Source organism: Pseudomonas sp. GW823-FHT02C05, assembly GCF_058797595.1.
Genome location: NZ_JBXAJU010000003.1, coordinates 622,224 through 637,925, shown reverse-complemented (window position 1 = coordinate 637,925; position 15,702 = coordinate 622,224). Strand labels below are relative to the sequence as shown.

Genomic DNA, 15,702 nt, shown 5'->3' with positions numbered 1-15,702 from the left:
GCTCCCAGCGGCTACACGAGCAAGAAGGTCAGGAAGGAAACAACTTGCTCAGGCAACTGAGCTTTTTCTTGTAGGAACGCCGGGCCTCCAGCGCTTCTTCCAGGGTCACCGCGACAAAACGGGCCTTCTGGTTGGGCTGCATCTGGCCGATCAGGTCGAGGTCGGCGCTGATCACCGTGCCGATCATCGCGTAGCCACCACCGGACACCGCGTCCCGGTGCAGGACGATGGGTTCGAGCCCCGCCGGCACCTGGATCGAACCGATGGGATAGCAACTGTCGACGATGTTCGACGGATCGGAACCGGCACCGAACGGCTGCTCCCTGGGCTGGAAGCTCAAGGCGCTGCCGCCCTTGAAGCGATAGCCGATGCGGTCCGCCTCCGAACCCACGGTCCAGGGTTCGGCGAAGAAGCTGGCCTTGGCCGCCTCGCTCAAACGTTCGTAGTACAGGCCCGGCACCACCCGCAGGGTGATTTCGCCGCCCAGGGACTGGCGCAGCGCCATGGGCAGACTGGCGCCCGGGCGGCTCTTGCCGCTGTCCATGCCCACCGGCAGCTCATCACCCGCCACCAGGCGCCGGCCCTGGAAACCACCCAGGGTACCCAAGGAGTAAGTCGAGCGGCTGCCCAGCACCAGCGGCACATCGATGCCACCGGCCACCGCCAGATACGCCCGGGCCCCGGCCTTGGGAAAGTCGAAGCGCAGCACTTGCCCGGCCTTGACCGCAAAGGCGGTGTCCAGGTGCATGTCCACGCCATCGAGCTTGGGGGTCATGTGGGCACCGCAGACCGCCACCAGGGCATCGGTGCTGAATGCAAGCTCAGGGCCGAGCAAGGTGCACTCCAGCCCCGCTGCCCCCGCCGGGTTGCCCACCAGCTGGTTGGCGGCGCTCAGGGCGTACTGGTCCAGGGCCCCGGACGGCGGAATCCCCAGGTGATAGAAACCTTCGCGACCCAGGTCCTGTACCGATGTGGCCAGGCCCGGTTTGATGACCTTGATCATGCCAGCACCTCCTGCAACGACTTGGGATAGCCGACCGGGTCGGCGAGAAAGGCATCCAGGGAAAACTCCACCTCGCGGATGCGCAAGTCGAAACGCCCGGCCTCGACTTCGGCCACGGCAAGGTCATAGGCCTGGCGGTCAATGGGCTTGAACTGCACGATGTCCCCCGGACGGAAGAACACCATGTGCTGCTTGAGGTAGGTCAACTGTTGCTGCGGGTCGTAGATCGGCGCCGGGGTGACGCCGAACATCTGGTAGCCGCCGGCACCGCGCACCGAGTAGATGCAGCCGAAACAGCCGCCGTGGCCCAGGGTCAGTTTGGGCGTATCGGTGCGCGGCCGCAGGTACTTGGGCACCTGCAGTTGCCGTTCACGTTCGACCATCTGGAACATGAACGGCAGGCCCGCCACAAAGCCCACCATGGAGACGAACCAGGGCGCGCCGCTGTGGGCGGCGATAAAGGCTTCGACATCCGCCAGGCCGTTGATCCGCGCCGCGTACTCAAGATCGGTGGCGCTGGGGTCTTGGTGCCGGTCGCGAAAGCGCATCAGGGTTTCATGGGTCCAGGGGTCGTTGTAGAGCACCGGGATCTCGATGATCCGGGTATGCAGGCTGCGCTCGGCCACCGCGCAGGCCTCGGCCTGTTGCACCGCCTCCAGCAGATCCTGCGGGGCGATGCGGTCCGGGTCAAAGCGGATCTGGAACGAAGCATTGGCCAGGCACACATCCAGCACGCCATCCAATTCCAGGCGCTCCACCGCGCGGGTTACCGCCATGCCCTTGAAGAAGGCTTCCAGGGACATGCTGTCGCTGACTTCGGCGAACAGGTGCTCGTCGGCACCAAAGCTGTAGCGGATAGGCAGGCTCATGCGACACCTCCGGCGCGGCGCTCGGCCAGCCAGGTTTCCAGGGTTCCGGTGTGAAAGTCGGCCTGCTCCAGCCAGGGTTCGGCCAGCAGTTCACGGTGCAGCGACAAGGTGCTGGCCATGCCGGTCAGGGTGGTGTGCTCCACGGCAATCCGCGCTCGGGCCAGGGCTTCGCCACGGTCACGGCCGTGGACGATCAGCTTGGCCAGCAGCGAGTCGTAATAAGGCGGCACAGCATAGCCCGGGTACAGGTGGCTATCGACTCGCACCCCGGCGCCTTGCGGCCAGATCAACTGCTCGACCTTGCCCGGGCTGGGGAAGAAATCCCGCGCCGGGTCTTCGGCGTTCAGGCGCATCTGCAAGGCCGCGCCGTTAAGCCGGATATCACTCTGGCGCAAACCCAGGGGCTCGCCCCCGGCAATACGCAGCATGGCCTGGACCAGATCGATGCCGGTGATCAGCTCGCTGATGGGGTGCTCCACCTGGATCCGCGTGTTCATCTCGATAAAGAAGAACTCGCCGGTGCTGTCGTCGTAGAGGTATTCCAGAGTGCCCGCGCCCTGGTAGCCCAAGGCTTCGGTGAGGCGCACGGCGCTGCTGCACAACTGCTCACGCTGCTCGGCACTGAGTACCGGCGACGGCGCCTCCTCGAAGATCTTCTGCCGCCGTCGTTGCAGCGAACACTCGCGTTCGAACAGGTGCACCGCGTGTTTGCCATCGCCCAACACCTGAACTTCGATGTGCCGCGCACGGCCAATGAAACGCTCCAGGTACACCGCGCCATTGCCGAACGCGGTCTGGGCTTCGCGTTGCGCCCGAGGGAATTCCTCGGCCAATTGCGCCGCGTCCCGGGCCAGGCGGATCCCGCGCCCGCCACCGCCGGCACTGGCCTTGATCAACAACGGAAAGCCCACGACTTCAGCGGCCGCCAGCGCACTGTCCAGGTCGAAGAGTTCTCCTGGGGAGCCCGGTACCACCGGCACTCCCGCCGCCTGCGCAGTGCGCCGGGCTTCGGCCTTGTCACCCATGCGGCGGATGGTTTCGGCACTGGGACCGACGAAGATCGCCCCGGCCTCGACCACCGCCTCGGCGAAGTCGGCATTCTCGGAAAGAAAGCCATAGCCCGGATGTACCGCGTTGGCACCGCTGGCCTGCAAGGCACCGAGCAGGGCCTGGACATTCAGGTAGCTCTTGTCGGCCCGCGCCGGGCCGATGATCTGCACTTCATCGGCCATACGTGCGGCCATGGAATCGGCATCCGCCTCACTGCAGGCGGCAACGGTGGGAATCCCCAGGGCCTTGGCCGCGCGAATGATGCGCACGGCAATCTCGCCACGGTTGGCCACCAGCAATTTGTTGATTGATCCAGTCATGCCCCGGCCCTCACTGTTCGAGCGTCGCGACGACCTGACCCGGTTCCACCGGATCACCGTCTTCCACCAGAAAGGCGCTGACTTGACCCGCGCTCCCGGCGGTCAGTTCGGAAAACTGCTTCATGACTTCGATCAGGCCGATCACGGTATCGGCGCTGACGCTGTCGCCGACCTCGACGAAAGGCGCCGACTCCGGGGTGGCCTTGCGATAAAAGGTGCCCGGCAAGGGGGTGATAACACTGTATTCGGCCATGTCTGTTCCTTTTGGAATAGTTGTAGAAAGGCAGGCAAAAAAAACAAAACCAGATGAACCCCGCGTCTGTGCGCGGTGCTTCGTGTCGATGCGCCTCAACGCGGTGCGCGGACCTCGATACCGGCCTGATCCAGCGCCGTTCGGGTGGCCTGCACCAGGTCCAGGGCGCCGGGGGTGTCGCTGTGCAGGCAGATGGAATCGAATTCGAGAAACAGCTCCTCGCCTTCGACGGTGCGTACCAGGCCGGTCTGGCAGGCGCGCAGCACCTTGGCCGCCACGGCTGCCGGGTCCAGGGCGCGGACGTTGCGGGTAAACACGATGGAGCCGCTGAGGTCGTAGTCGCGGTCGGCGTAGAACTCGCGGATCACCGGCTGCCCCAGCTCCTGGGCCACACGCCAGATCACCGAATTGGGCATGCAATACAGCAGCAACTCGGGCTCCAGCCGGCGCAGGTTTTGCACCAGCAGCCGCGCCGCCTCCTCGTCCCGGGCCAGGTGCATGTAGAGCGCACCATGAGGCTTGATGTGCTGCAGCTTCACGCCTTGTACCCGGGCCATTTCCCGCAGGGCGCCAAGCTGATAGAGCATGTCGTCCACCAGCTCCTGGGCCGGGGCATTGATGTGCCGGCGGCCGAAACCCACCAGGTCGCGAAACCCCGGATGGGCGCCGATGGCTACCCCCAGGCGCTTGGCCTGTTCGATGGTGCGGCGCATGGTGCCGGGGTCGCCGGCGTGAAAGCCGGTGGCGATATTGGCCGAGCTGATAAAGCCCATCAGCTCGTTGTCGACGCCATCGCCGATGGTCCAGGGGCCGAAGCTCTCGCCCATGTCCGAATTGAAATCCACTGCCTGCATCACTGTTGCTCCAACTCTCGTGACTTCGTGCGACGAAAATTAGAGCGCCCTTGACCCCTTGGGAAGATCTATTATCAGATAGAGCTTGTTCTGAAAAACAGATAAAGCTAGCAGGCAGCGTAATGCGTGACGGCACAGGCGCTTGCACGATCGCTTTCGCCGGCAAGCCGGCTCCTGCAGCGTTAGAGGGGAATGGGCCGTGTCGTTGACCTTGCGCCAGGTGCGCTATTTCGTTGCTACCGCCGAGATCGGGCAGATTTCCCAGGCGGCGCTGCACTTGAATATTTCCCAGTCGGCGGTGACCACGGCGATCAAGGAGCTGGAGGCGATGCTCGCCGTGCAGCTGTTCGTGCGCTCGGCCCAGGGCATGAACCTGACCGATGCCGGGCGGCATTTTCTCAACCGCGCCTACGTGATCCTGCGCAGCGTCGAAGATGCCCTGAACAGCCCGTTGCCGGACTATCGGGCCAGCGGCGTATTGCACCTGGCGGCCAGCTACACGGTGATCGGCTACTTCCTGCCGCACCACCTGCAGCGCCTGCAGCACTGGCACCCGGACGTCACCATCGAGCTCCATGAACAGGAACGCCAGGCCATCGAGCAAGGCTTGCTGGAAGGCCGCTTCGACATGGCAGTGGTACTCACCGCCAACCTGACGCACCCGGACATCGTCTCGCAGACCCTGTTCAACTCCGAGCGCCGGCTGTGGCTGCCGGCCCACCATCCGCTGTGCGAGCGCAGCAGCATCAGCCTGGCGGACGTGGCCGAGGAGCCGTTCATCCTGCTCACCGTCGACGAAGCCGAGCAAAGCGCCATGCGTTATTGGGAACAGGCCGGCCAGCAGCCCCGGGTGCGCGTGCGCACCAGCTCGGTGGAAGCGGTGCGCAGCATGGTGGCCAACGGCAGCGGCGTGGCGATCCTCTCGGATCTGGTGCACCGGCCCTGGTCACTGGAAGGCAAGCGTATCGAGACCCTGAGCCTGAGCGATGCGGTCACGCCCATGAGCGTGGGGCTGGCCTGGCACCGCGAGCGTACCTTCACCCCGGCCATGCAGGCCCTGCGCGATTATTTCCACGACGCCTTCCTGGCGCCCCAGCAACTCAGCGCCCGGCGCTGAGCGTGTGGCCCCGTCACCTGCTGAGCCGTTCGCAACCTGCGCCAGCGGCTACAGGGTGATTCAGGGGCAGGTCCAGCGTTGCGCGGCGGCGGCGATCTGCCCGGCCAACTGGGCGATGGCCTGCTGGTGGGCCTGGACCAGGCTGTTCAGTTCCACACCCGCCGGCTGGCGGATCTGGCTGCTGCAGGTCAGGCTGCGGGCCGGGCCGCCCTCACCCCGCTGGCGCAGGCTCCAGACCACATCGATCAGTGCATAGCGCCCGGGCAGGGACTCGAAGCGCCGCACATCGGTCTGCAACGACAGCACCGGGCGCCCGGGCTGCTTGGGCAGGCCTTCAAGGTTGCGGGTACCCAGCTTCTGCTCCATCTGGCTGGCCAGGGCGTCGTGGAACTCATCCACCAGCGGCGCGCTCCAGCGCTGGGTTTCGAGGATCGCCAGGGTGCCGCTGTCCTGGCGCACCACCAATTGCGGCTGGTCCACCTGGACCGGAATCCGCACCGTGGACATTTCGAACTGCGGGCCCCCGGTGCGGGCCGCGCTGCTGCCTTCGGCCACCGGTGGCAGCAGGGTGTAGTAATGGGTGGGCGCGGAGCTGCAGGCGGCAAGTCCCAGGGTCAGGCAGAGCAACAGGGCACGGGTTTTCATGGCTGGGCTTCCGGTACGGATTCGCGAACAGAGGAGGATGGCGACTGGTAGGCATCCGGTTGATTGTCTTTGAGGCGCCCGCGGATCAGCGCTTCAGGATGACGCCCGAGGAAATCGCTGAGCACCCGCACCGAACGCGCGGTGCGCTGCACTTCCTCCATGGCCTGGCCGAGTTTCTGCCGCTGCGGCGAGTCTTCGGAGAAACTCTCGTTGGCGCTGGCCAGGGTCTTCTTGGATTGCTCCAGGGTGTCGCGCATCTGTGGCAGCACTTCGCCGTTGACCTGTTTGAGGGTCTTCTGCATCTCCGCCAGGCTGCCATTGAGGTTGGCGGCAATGGAATCGATCGGCAGCTTGCTGATCTTGTCCACCACGGCCTGCAACTGCTCCTGCAACTTGTCCATGCTGCCAGGCACAGTGGGAATCTCCAGGGGCCGTGCGGTAGCGTCATAGGCCACCGGCTTGGCGTTGGTGACAAAGTCCAGGGAGATGTACAGCTGGCCGGTCAACAGGTTGCCGCTGCGGGGCTGGGCGCGCAGGCCATTCTTGACGAAGGCGCCGATCAGTTTCGCCGAGCGGGCGTCGTCTTCGCCGCCAGTCTGCTTCACCAGCTTTTCGTGGGCCTTGCCCAGCCGCTCGGGGTAGATCACCGCGCCGACCAGGGTCGGGAAATACTTGCGCTGCTCGTCGTAGTCCAGGTCCATGGACACCACCTTGCCGATGTTCACCCCGAGGAACTCCACCGGGGCATTCACCGACAGGCCGCGCAAGGCCTGGTCGAAGCGCATGCGAATGTAATAGGGCGCGCCGTCGGGCGGCGCCAGGGCGGTGTCCTGGTCGCCGAACAGGGTGTACTCGGCGTTCTCGTCAGCCGGCTTGGCGTTGGGGCTGTACTTGGGTTCGACGAAGGCAATACCGCCGGCGAGGATCGACGACACCGACTCGGTGTTGACCTTCAAACCGTTGGCGCCGAGGGTCACGTCGACGCCGCTGGCGTTCCAGAAACGGGTGTCGGTGGTGACGTACTTATCGTTGGGCGAGTTGACGAAGATCTTCACGTCCACGCCCTTGCCGCTGTTGGCCAACTGGTAGGACACCACCTGCCCCACCTCGATGCGCCGGTAATAGACCGGCGAGCCGATGTCCAGCGAGCCCAGGTCGTCGGTGTGCAGGGTAAAGCGCTTGCCCTTCTGCCCATAGGTGATGGGCGGCGGGGTTTCCAGGCCCTTGAAGCTGTCCTTGCGTTTTTCCGACTTGCCGGCGTCGGCGCCGATAAAAGCCCCGGAAAGCAGGGTGTCGACCCCGGAAATGCCATTGGCGCCGATTCGCGGGCGCACCACCCAGAACAGCGAATCGTCGGCGGTGAAGGGTTCGGCGGACTGGTCCAGCTCGACCTTGGCCACCACCTTCTTGCGGTCGTCGCTCAGGGCGATGGAGGTCACCTTGCCGATCACCACGTTCTTGTACTTGACCTGGGTCTTGTTGGCTTCCAGGCCTTCGGCGGTCTGGAAGCTGATGCTGATTTCCGGCCCCGCCGAGAGTGAGTTGTGCACCACCATCGACAGCCCCACCAGGGCCGCGACAATCGGCACCAGCCACACCAGCGAGACATTGAAACGCCGCGTGCGCAGCGCCGGAGCGCCAGGAACGGGCGGGGGATTTGCTGCGTTGGAACCTGGATGATCAGACATCTTCAACCTCTGCGTCCCAGATAAGCCGGGGATCGAAACTCATGGCCGCCAACATCGTCAGCACCACCACCAAACCAAAAAACAGAATACCCATGCGCGGGTCGATCGAACTCAGGGCGCGAAACTGCACCAGGGCCGCCACCAGGGCCACCACCAGCACGTCGAGCATCGACCAGTAGCCGATCAGCTCGATGAAACGATAGAGCTTGGCCCGCTCGCGCTGGGCCCAGAGGCTGCGGCGCTGGCAGGTCACCAGCAGGGTGCCGAGGACAAAGAACTTGCTGCAGGGCACCACCACGCTGGCGATGAAGATCAGCAGGGCGATGTCCCAGGAACCGTGTTTCCAGAACTCCACCACGCCACTCATGATGGTGTTTTCACTGGCGCTGCCAAAGATGCTGGTGTGCATCACCGGCAGCAGGTTGGCCGGAATGTAGAAGATCAGGCTGGCCAGGAGAAAGGCCCAGGTGCGCGCCAGGCTGTTGGGCTTGCGCGCATGCACCGGCGAATCGCAGCGCGGGCATTGATGCTCGGACGCCTGGCAGACCTGGCCGCAGGTGTGGCACAGCATCAATTGGTGGTCCCGGGCGTAGGGTGGAGCGCTCATCAGTAGCGGCCCTCCAGGTCATCCCAGAGGTAGCGGATGTCCTTGCCGGAAATCAGGATGATCAGCACCGTGAGCATCGCCAGGGCCCACAGCCCCAGCCCCGGATGCACATCGAGCATCCCCGCCAGCTTGACGATGGCCACCAGGATCCCCAGCAGGCACACCTCCAGCATGCTCCAGGGCCGCAGGTGCTCCAGAGCGCGCATGCTGGCCTTGAAGCCGGGCGCGGCGCGCCCCACATTGGCAAACCCCAGCACCCAGCACAGCAGGATGATCTGCAGGCACGGCGCAAGAATGATGGTCAGGCCGGTGATCGCGGCAATCAGGCTGATGCGGCCCTGGGCCAGGGCCTCCACCGATTGCCAGAGGGTCGCCTCGTTGCTCAGGCCTTCGAGGCTGATCTTGATCACCGGAAACAGGTTGGCGAAGACGAACAACAACCCGGCGGTGATCGACAGGGCCAACAGCTGCTGCACACTCAGCCAACGGGCACGGGCCAGTACCGCGCCACAGCGCGAGCACTGGGCCGTCTGGCCTTTGCCGAGCGGCACGGACTCGTACAACGAATCGCAGTGTTCGCAGATGATCCAGTTGCGGGAAATAGTCATGGCCTTCAGATAGTCAGGAGGACAGCAGGTTCACTGAACGGAACCCGAAGCCGGGTATTTTCTGCAAAAGTAGAGGATGGTGTCTAGTTTTCTCTAGGACTGCCCCCCACGCTCTACGCCATAATAGGCGCCCCCGGACATTTCGCTGACCATGACCGAATCCATCCCCTCCCCCGCCGCTCCCCACCGAGCCCCCAAACAGTCCCGTGGCCACGAACGGGTGATGGCGATCCTCGACGCTTGTGCCCGGCTACTGCCCAGCCAGGGAGCGGCGAACCTGACCATGCACGGCATCGCCCGGCTGGCCGGTACCTCCATCGGTTCGCTCTATCATTTTTTCAGTGACAAGCAGCAAGTGCTCGAAGCCCTGGGCCAGCGCCACATCGAAGCCCTGAGCACCATCACCAGCGACCTGCTGGCGGTTGCTCCGCAGGTCTGGACGGGGTCCAGTGGCCGGCAAGTGATAGAGCGCATGGTGCTGCCGATACTCGAATACCTGGAGCAGCACCCCGACCTGCTGCTGATGATCAACCCGGGGTTTGCCATGGGCCAGTTGCAGGCCCCGGACCTGCGCCTGCAGATCAAGAGCGTCTATCGCCAGGTCCTGGCGCTGCGCCTTCCCCGGGCCAGTGCCGCCGAGCGCGAGGCCTACGCCATGGCCATGCTCGGCCTGCCCATCGGCCTGTTCCACCTGGCCCTGGAACACCCCGAGTTCAAGAGCCAGCTGCTGCTCGAAGAAGTGCCGCGGGCGCTGGAAGCCTATCTGGCTGCCATCGAAGGGCGGCACCCGGCGCCCTGAAACCGGCTCAGTGAGCCAGGCGCTGTTGCAGCCACTTGTCCCGCAGCACGTCGTAGACCCAGTGATAGACATAGGTGTACGGCAGGAAGAACAGCAGCACGCCGATGTCCAGGATGAACGCCTGCAGCAGGCTGATATTCAGCCACCAGGCAATCATCGGTACCCCCACTGCCACCAGCCCGCCTTCGAACATCAACGCATGCAGGACCCGGGTCCAGCCGTTGTGGACCCACTGCAAGCGCTTGAGCAACCGGTCGAACAGGCCGTTGAACACCACGTTCCAGGCCAGGGCCAACAGGCCGATGCCGATGGTCACCAGGCCCATGTCGGCCATGGGCTTGTCCATGATCCAGGACAGCAGCGGGGTGCAGATCAGCACCGCCAGCAGTTCAAAACCTACCGCCTGGAAGATGCGTTCGTTAAGGGATTTCTGAAGGCTCATGGTCGGCTCCTTGAATGAATGTGTTGCCGATCTTCCAGGACAAGGCCGATACTTCATAATCAATAACCATCGAGCAGAGCGATAGTTCATGGCCTCACATGAAGTGCTCCTGGCGTTTGTCCAGGCAGCCACCCAAGGTTCCTTTTCCGCTGCCGCGCGCAAGCTGGGCAAGAGCCAGTCCACCATCAGCGCGGCGGTGGCCAGCCTGGAGATCGACCTCGACGTGCAGCTTTTCGACCGTTCCAGCCGCAAGCCCGGCCTGACCCCGGCCGGGCATGTGCTGCTGCAGCGTGCCGAAGCAATCCTGGCTGCCACCAGCCGCCTGGAAATGGCCGCCAGCCAGCTGTCCCAGGGCATTGAGGCGAAACTCACGGTGGCGCTGTCGGACACCTACCAGTCGGATCGCTTCGAAAGCAGCCTGAGCGCCTTCGAGCAGCGTTACCCGGACCTCGAGCTGGAATGCCTGATTGCCGAGTGCGAAGACCTGATCGCCCTGGTGCAGAGCGGCCGGGCGCAGATCGCCTTTGCCGAGATGCAGGCCGACTACCCGGCGGACCTGGAGCACAAGACCATGCAAGAGCGCAGTGAGATTTCCCTCTACGTGGCCTGCAAGCATCCCTTGGCGCAGCAGGCCCGGGTCGATGAGGAAAGCCTGCGCCAGCACCGTGAATTGCGTCTGGCCACCGTGCTCAACCCCTACGACAGCCGCTGCCAGGGCCGGGTCTGGTCGGCCCCCAGCTACCTGATGCTGCTGGAGATGGCCCAGGGCGGCTTTGGCTGGGCGCCCCTGCCGCGCTGGCTGGTGGAAGGTTTTGGCGCGGGCAAGTTGCAGGAGCTGAACGTGCGTGGCTGGCCGCGCACCGTGGCGGTGGACGCGCTCTGGTCGCGCCTGCACCCGCCAGGGCCGGCGGGCAGCTGGTTGCTGGCGCAGATGCTGCAATGACCGCGCTCGTCAGCGCCGCCCGCTAGCCGATTGGCCGCAGGGTGCGCAAGTAGTCATGCAGCGTGCGCAAGGTCGCCGACTCCAGCGCCTGCACGGCGTAGCACAAGCCGATCCGCCGGCTGGGCGCCGGCAGGTGCAAGGCCCGGCTTTCTACCCCCTCGCGGCCCTGCACCAGCGACAGCGGCAGCATCGCCACCCCAAGGCCCGCCGCCACCATGTTCAGCGCCTGCTTCAAGCTCCCGGCATGCCCGGCCTGGGCTTGCACAGCACCGCCATAGAGCGCCATCAGGCGCTGGTGCGAGGCGTGCTCCGGGCAAGTGACCCAGTCCTCCACCCGGGGCTGGGGCTGCTCTTGCTCCAGCAGCCCGTGCCCCACCGGCACCGCCAGCACATAAGGCTCCTCCCATAACGGCAGGAACAATTCGTCCTCGCAGCACAGCTCTTCCACCGCCAGGCGCGCGTCGCCGACACAGCCTTCCTGCAAGGTCAGCAACAGGTTGGGCAACGCCTGCTGGGCCATTCGTACGAAAGCGGAGACCTGGCTGTCGGCAATATCACCTTCTACTCCCAGCTCCAGCGCCAAACGGCTTTCGTCCTGGCGAAACAGACGGCTCAAGCTCTCGGCCTCGGCCACCATGCGCCGGGCCTGGGGATACAGCACCCGCGCCTGCTCGCTGACTTCAACACCCCGTGGCTGGCGCAGGAACAACTGCGCCCCCAACTCGTCCTCAAGCTGTTTGATGGTCACCGACAAGGTCGGCTGGCTGATGCACAAGCGCTGGGCGGCAGCGGTGATGTTGCGCTCCTCGAACACCGCAAGGAAGGCTTTGAGATGGCGGACATCCATAGGAAATACCGATGACAGACAGAGAAATAAGGCATTTTTCAGCCTCAAGAGGGCTAAATATACTGCCCGCCCCGTAAAGCCATGCATTTTTCTTATTCCTGGAGTCCTCCCATGAGCAAGCCTCTCGTCATCATCACCGGCGCCAGTTCGGGCATCGGCGAGGCCACCGCCCGCCTGCTGTCGGCGGCCGGCCATCCCCTCCTGCTGCTGGCCCGACGCGTCGAGCGCCTGCACGCCCTGGAACTGCCCGACAGCCTGAGCCGCGCGGTGGACATCACCGACCGCGCCGCACTGCTGGCCGCCGTGGCGGAGGCCGAAGCGCGGTTCGGCCCGGCGGACGCCCTGATCAACAACGCCGGGGTCATGCTCCTGGGGGAAATCAGCCGGCAGGACCCGCAGCAGTGGGAGCGCATGCTCGACGTCAACGTCAAGGGGCTGCTCAATGGCGTGCACGCCGTGGTGTCCGGGATGATCGAGCGCCGCCAGGGCACCCTGATCAACGTCAGTTCGGTGGCCGGGCGCAAGACCTTTGCCAACCACGTGGCCTATGTCGGCACCAAGTTCGCGGTCCACGGGCTCTCGGAAAACCTGCGCGAAGAGCTGGCGCCGCACAATGTGCGGGTCATCACCATCGCCCCCGGTGCGGTAGAAACCGAACTGCTGAGCCACACCACCGACGAGGCCATCAAGGCCGGTTACCAGGCCTGGAAACAGGACATGGGCGGTACGGTGCTGAGTGCAGACGACGTGGCCGGGGCCATTGCCTTTGCCTACCAGCAGCCGCAGCAAGTGTGTATCCGCGAGATCGTCCTGGCGGCGACCCGTCAGCAGGCTTGAGCCGGGGCGCGGTTGGCGCCCCGGCGGGTTCGGTCGCAGCCTTCGGCAGCGGCTACTGGGGGAGCTGGGCCAGGCGCTGTTCGAGGAAGCGCCGCTCGGGGGCTTGCCGGACCAGGGCCAGGGCCCGCTGGTAGGACTGGCGCGCCGCGGCGATATGCCCCAGTTGCCGGCAGAAGTCGGCACGAGCGGCATGGGCCAGGTGGTAATCCTGCAAGTCGCCGCGCAGCAGGATCGCTTCCACTTGCGCCAGCCCGGCACCGGGCCCGTCGCGCTGGGCCAGGGCCACGGCACGGTTGAGCTCGATCACCGGCGAAGGCTGCAGGCGCAGCAGCACGTCATACAAACCGACGATCTGCGGCCAGTCGGTCTGTGCTGCACTCGGCGCTTCGGCATGCACCGCGGCAATCGCCGCCTGCAGGCAATAGGGCCCGGCCTGGCCGCTGCGCAGGCCGCGCTCTACCAGGGCACAGCCCTGCTCGATCAAGTCCTGCTGCCACAACCCGCGATCCTGCTCGTCCAGCAGGACCAGCTCGCCGTCGCTGGAAAGGCGCGCGCCACGCCGTGACTCGTGCAACAGCATCAGCGCCAGCAGGCCCATCACCTCCGCTTCCGGCAACAGTTCCAGCAGCAGGTAGCCCAGGCGAATGGCTTCGCGGGTCAGGTCCTCCCGGGTCAGCTCGGCGCCCATGGAAGCCGAATACCCTTCGTTGAACACCAGGTAGATCACCCGCAGCACGCTCTCCAGGCGCTCGGGCAGCTCGCTCAACGCCGGCACCTGGTAGGGAATCCGCGCATCGCGGATCTTCGCCTTGGCACGCACGATGCGCTGGGCGATGGTGGCCGGCGTGGCCAGAAAGGCCCGGGCGATTTCCTCGGTGCTCAGGTCGCAGATCTCCCGCAGGGTCAGGGGTACCTGGGCATCCGCCGCCAGCGCCGGGTGGCAGCAGGTGAAGATCAGGCGCAGGCGATCGTCTTGCACGTCCTCGGCGCTCCAGTCGTCCTGTTCCAGTTGCTCGAGCTGGCTGAGCAGCGCCGCCTGTGACGCCGCGAAGCGCGCCCGGCGACGCAGGGCGTCGATGGCCTTGAAGCGGCCGACGGACACCAGCCAGGCCCGCGGGTTGTCCGGCACGCCATCGCTGCGCCAGCGCTCCACCGCCACGAAGAAGGCTTCATGCAGCGCCTCCTCGGCCAGGTCGAAATCCCCCAGCAGGCGGATCAGGGTGGCGAGGATCCGCCGCGACTGCTCGCGGTAGACCTGCGCCACCGTTGCCGCGATGACTTCCCGAGGCTGGTCGCTCATCAGTCCGGCAGGTCCCGGGTGACCAGGGCCACCAGGCGCTCCAGGCTCTGCCCCCAGCCCTCGTGAAAGCCCATGGCCTCATGGGCCTTGCGATCGGCCTCGGTCCAGTGCATGGCGCGGGCAGTGTAGAGGGTCTGGTCGCCCTGCTCCTCGAAGGTCACTTCAGCGGTCATGAACGGCTTGCCCGAGGGGATCCAGCCCGGCAGGTAAGCGTCGGTAAACACCAGCCGCGACGGCGCGGCGATCTCCAGGAACACCCCCATGGTCGGGTACTCGCTGCCGTCCGGGGCGCGCATCAGGGTACGAAACTGGCCGCCGACCCACAGGTCCATTTCACACTCCGGAGTGGTCATGCCGTGGGGCCCCCACCATTGCGCCAGCAAGGCCGGCTCGGTCCAGGCGCGAAAGACCTTGTTGCGCGGCGCGTCGATCAGGCGGCTGATGGACAGTTCATGCTCGGCGGGCTTGCGGCCCGCGGTCTGGAAAGTCATCGCGAAACTCCTGTTTATCGTTGTTTTCAGGGATTCAATTCACGTACCGGACGCACTTCGACACTGCCGACCCGGGCCGCCGGTATCTGCCCGGCCACCTGGATCGCTTCGTTCAAGTCCTTGGCCTGGATCAGGTAGAAACCGGCCAACTGTTCCTTGGTTTCGGCGAACGGGCCATCGGTGATCGACAGCTTGCCACCGCGCATGCGCACCGTGGTGGCGGTGTGCACCGATTGCAGCGCCTCGGCGGCAAGCATCCGCCCGCTGCCCTGGACCGACTCGGCATAGGCCAGGCACTCGGCATCCTCGGGGCTGTCGGGCAGGCTGTGCAGCAACTGTTCGTCGCTGTAGACCAGGCATAGGTATTTCATGGGCACCTCCGGATTCGGGCTGAGCAACTATGGTCGCTGTTCGCCGCTTTGGCGAACCGCTGGTTGCTCAGGGTTGCAGGTCGAACTGGGTGGTCCCGGTGAGCATGTCGAACGGCGCCGACCAGTGCTCGTGCACCACCAGCCATTGGCCCGCACGGCGCTGGTAGGCGGCACTCACCCGCATCCAGCAGGCCTTGGTCACGCCCTCGGCATCGGTGCCACCGCAATGGGCCAGCCAGTGGGCGAAGGCCAGCTCTTCGTCGGCCAGCACCTGCAACTGATGGAACTCGAAAATGCCCGGGCCGGGGCAGACCTGCATGCACGCTTCCCAGTGTTCGCGATAGGCGGCCTTGCCCTTGAATTGCAAGGCACCGACCGCGTCGAAAGAAGTGATGTCGTCGGCGTAGTAGCTGACAATACGCTGGATATCCCGGGCCATCACAGCCTGTTGCCAGTTGTCGATCAGGCTGCGGACCTGCGCTTCGTTGGATGGATTGTGCATGGCGAAACTCCTCATGAATGGAATGAACCGCTGCTGAACACCCCCTGCACCCACGCCGTTGAATGTTCAGTTCACCCTTAGTCGTCTGGCCATTCGCGCAATCGACACTGCGCATAAAAAAATTTACCGGCGGGGCAAAATCGCTAGAATCCGCAC

Annotated in this window: 19 protein-coding genes; 4 read left to right on the top strand and 15 right to left on the bottom strand. The window is 65.1% G+C overall.

Annotated features, from left to right (window positions below):
* Positions 1-28: 28 nt before the first annotated feature.
* The 5 genes from AC1RGE_RS19310 to AC1RGE_RS19290 all read right to left on the bottom strand — a co-directional run bounded on the left by AC1RGE_RS19310 (position 29) and on the right by AC1RGE_RS19290 (position 4,349).
* Positions 29-1,003: a 5-oxoprolinase subunit C family protein gene (locus AC1RGE_RS19310; protein WP_011062803.1), complete on the bottom strand. Its 975-nt coding sequence runs from the start codon at positions 1,001-1,003 to the stop codon at positions 29-31.
* Positions 1,000-1,872: a 5-oxoprolinase subunit B family protein gene (locus AC1RGE_RS19305; protein WP_492584850.1), complete on the bottom strand. Its 873-nt coding sequence runs from the start codon at positions 1,870-1,872 to the stop codon at positions 1,000-1,002. The genes AC1RGE_RS19310 and AC1RGE_RS19305 overlap by 4 nt, the downstream gene beginning before the upstream one ends.
* Positions 1,869-3,242 (bottom strand): acetyl-CoA carboxylase biotin carboxylase subunit, encoded by a 1,374-nt coding sequence (locus AC1RGE_RS19300; RefSeq protein WP_492584848.1) that lies wholly within the window; start codon positions 3,240-3,242, stop codon positions 1,869-1,871. Before AC1RGE_RS19300 ends, AC1RGE_RS19305 begins: the two co-directional genes overlap by 4 nt.
* Positions 3,243-3,252: 10 nt before the next feature.
* The gene (locus tag AC1RGE_RS19295) at positions 3,253-3,495 is read right to left on the bottom strand and encodes an acetyl-CoA carboxylase (protein ID WP_011062806.1); all 243 of its coding nucleotides are present in this window, start codon (positions 3,493-3,495) and stop codon (positions 3,253-3,255) included.
* A gap of 95 nt (positions 3,496-3,590) precedes the next feature.
* Positions 3,591-4,349 carry a 5-oxoprolinase subunit PxpA gene (locus AC1RGE_RS19290; RefSeq protein WP_015636704.1) on the bottom strand — a complete coding sequence of 253 codons (759 nt, stop codon included), beginning with the start codon at positions 4,347-4,349 and terminating at the stop codon, positions 3,591-3,593.
* A gap of 199 nt (positions 4,350-4,548) precedes the next feature.
* Between AC1RGE_RS19290 and AC1RGE_RS19285 the strand changes: the two genes are divergently transcribed.
* Positions 4,549-5,466, top strand: coding sequence for a LysR family transcriptional regulator (locus tag AC1RGE_RS19285; protein WP_011062808.1), 918 nt, complete (start codon positions 4,549-4,551; stop codon positions 5,464-5,466).
* A 60-nt stretch (positions 5,467-5,526) separates the two neighbouring features.
* Here the strand turns inward: AC1RGE_RS19285 and AC1RGE_RS19280 are convergent, their stop codons facing one another.
* The 4 genes from AC1RGE_RS19280 to AC1RGE_RS19265 are packed head-to-tail and all read right to left on the bottom strand — an operon-like array spanning position 5,527 to position 9,014.
* Positions 5,527-6,111: a PqiC family protein gene (locus AC1RGE_RS19280; protein ID WP_019093594.1), complete on the bottom strand. Its 585-nt coding sequence runs from the start codon at positions 6,109-6,111 to the stop codon at positions 5,527-5,529.
* Entirely contained in the window at positions 6,108-7,799 is a 1,692-nt protein-coding gene (locus AC1RGE_RS19275; protein WP_015636705.1) for a PqiB family protein, read from the bottom strand. Before AC1RGE_RS19275 ends, AC1RGE_RS19280 begins: the two co-directional genes overlap by 4 nt.
* Positions 7,792-8,406 carry a paraquat-inducible protein A gene (locus AC1RGE_RS19270; protein ID WP_015636706.1) on the bottom strand — a complete coding sequence of 205 codons (615 nt, stop codon included), beginning with the start codon at positions 8,404-8,406 and terminating at the stop codon, positions 7,792-7,794. The genes AC1RGE_RS19275 and AC1RGE_RS19270 overlap by 8 nt, the downstream gene beginning before the upstream one ends.
* Positions 8,406-9,014: a paraquat-inducible protein A gene (locus AC1RGE_RS19265; RefSeq protein ID WP_015636707.1), complete on the bottom strand. Its 609-nt coding sequence runs from the start codon at positions 9,012-9,014 to the stop codon at positions 8,406-8,408. Before AC1RGE_RS19265 ends, AC1RGE_RS19270 begins: the two co-directional genes overlap by 1 nt.
* A 151-nt stretch (positions 9,015-9,165) precedes the next feature.
* On the opposite strand from AC1RGE_RS19265, the gene AC1RGE_RS19260 reads away from it, so the two are divergent.
* Entirely contained in the window at positions 9,166-9,813 is a 648-nt protein-coding gene (locus AC1RGE_RS19260) for a TetR/AcrR family transcriptional regulator (protein WP_019093593.1), read from the top strand.
* A 7-nt stretch (positions 9,814-9,820) separates the two neighbouring features.
* On the opposite strand, the gene AC1RGE_RS19255 is transcribed toward AC1RGE_RS19260, so the two are convergent.
* Positions 9,821-10,255, bottom strand: a complete 435-nt coding sequence (locus tag AC1RGE_RS19255) for a multidrug/biocide efflux PACE transporter (RefSeq protein WP_011062813.1) — start codon at positions 10,253-10,255, stop codon at positions 9,821-9,823.
* Between the two features lie 88 nt (positions 10,256-10,343).
* Between AC1RGE_RS19255 and AC1RGE_RS19250 the strand changes: the two genes are divergently transcribed.
* Complete coding sequence (locus tag AC1RGE_RS19250; RefSeq protein ID WP_015636709.1) at positions 10,344-11,198, top strand: LysR family transcriptional regulator; 855 nt, start codon at positions 10,344-10,346, stop codon at positions 11,196-11,198.
* Between the two features lie 22 nt (positions 11,199-11,220).
* Here AC1RGE_RS19250 and AC1RGE_RS19245 read toward each other — a convergent pair whose 3' ends face one another.
* A complete protein-coding gene (locus tag AC1RGE_RS19245) occupies positions 11,221-12,045 on the bottom strand; it encodes a LysR family transcriptional regulator (protein WP_019093592.1) in 825 nt (274 codons plus the stop codon).
* A gap of 111 nt (positions 12,046-12,156) precedes the next feature.
* On the opposite strand from AC1RGE_RS19245, the gene AC1RGE_RS19240 reads away from it, so the two are divergent.
* Positions 12,157-12,882, top strand: a complete 726-nt coding sequence (locus AC1RGE_RS19240; RefSeq protein WP_011062816.1) for an SDR family oxidoreductase — start codon at positions 12,157-12,159, stop codon at positions 12,880-12,882.
* A 52-nt stretch (positions 12,883-12,934) separates the two neighbouring features.
* On the opposite strand, the gene AC1RGE_RS19235 is transcribed toward AC1RGE_RS19240, so the two are convergent.
* The 4 genes from AC1RGE_RS19235 to AC1RGE_RS19220 form a co-directional block, all read right to left on the bottom strand.
* A complete protein-coding gene (locus AC1RGE_RS19235) occupies positions 12,935-14,182 on the bottom strand; it encodes an RNA polymerase sigma factor (protein WP_011062817.1) in 1,248 nt (415 codons plus the stop codon).
* Entirely contained in the window at positions 14,182-14,673 is a 492-nt protein-coding gene (locus tag AC1RGE_RS19230; protein WP_011062818.1) for an SRPBCC family protein, read from the bottom strand. Before AC1RGE_RS19230 ends, AC1RGE_RS19235 begins: the two co-directional genes overlap by 1 nt.
* 26 nt (positions 14,674-14,699) lie before the next feature.
* Positions 14,700-15,044: a YciI family protein gene (locus AC1RGE_RS19225; RefSeq protein ID WP_011062819.1), complete on the bottom strand. Its 345-nt coding sequence runs from the start codon at positions 15,042-15,044 to the stop codon at positions 14,700-14,702.
* A gap of 67 nt (positions 15,045-15,111) precedes the next feature.
* Positions 15,112-15,546 (bottom strand): YybH family protein, encoded by a 435-nt coding sequence (locus tag AC1RGE_RS19220; protein ID WP_019093589.1) that lies wholly within the window; start codon positions 15,544-15,546, stop codon positions 15,112-15,114.
* Positions 15,547-15,702: the final 156 nt, after the last annotated feature.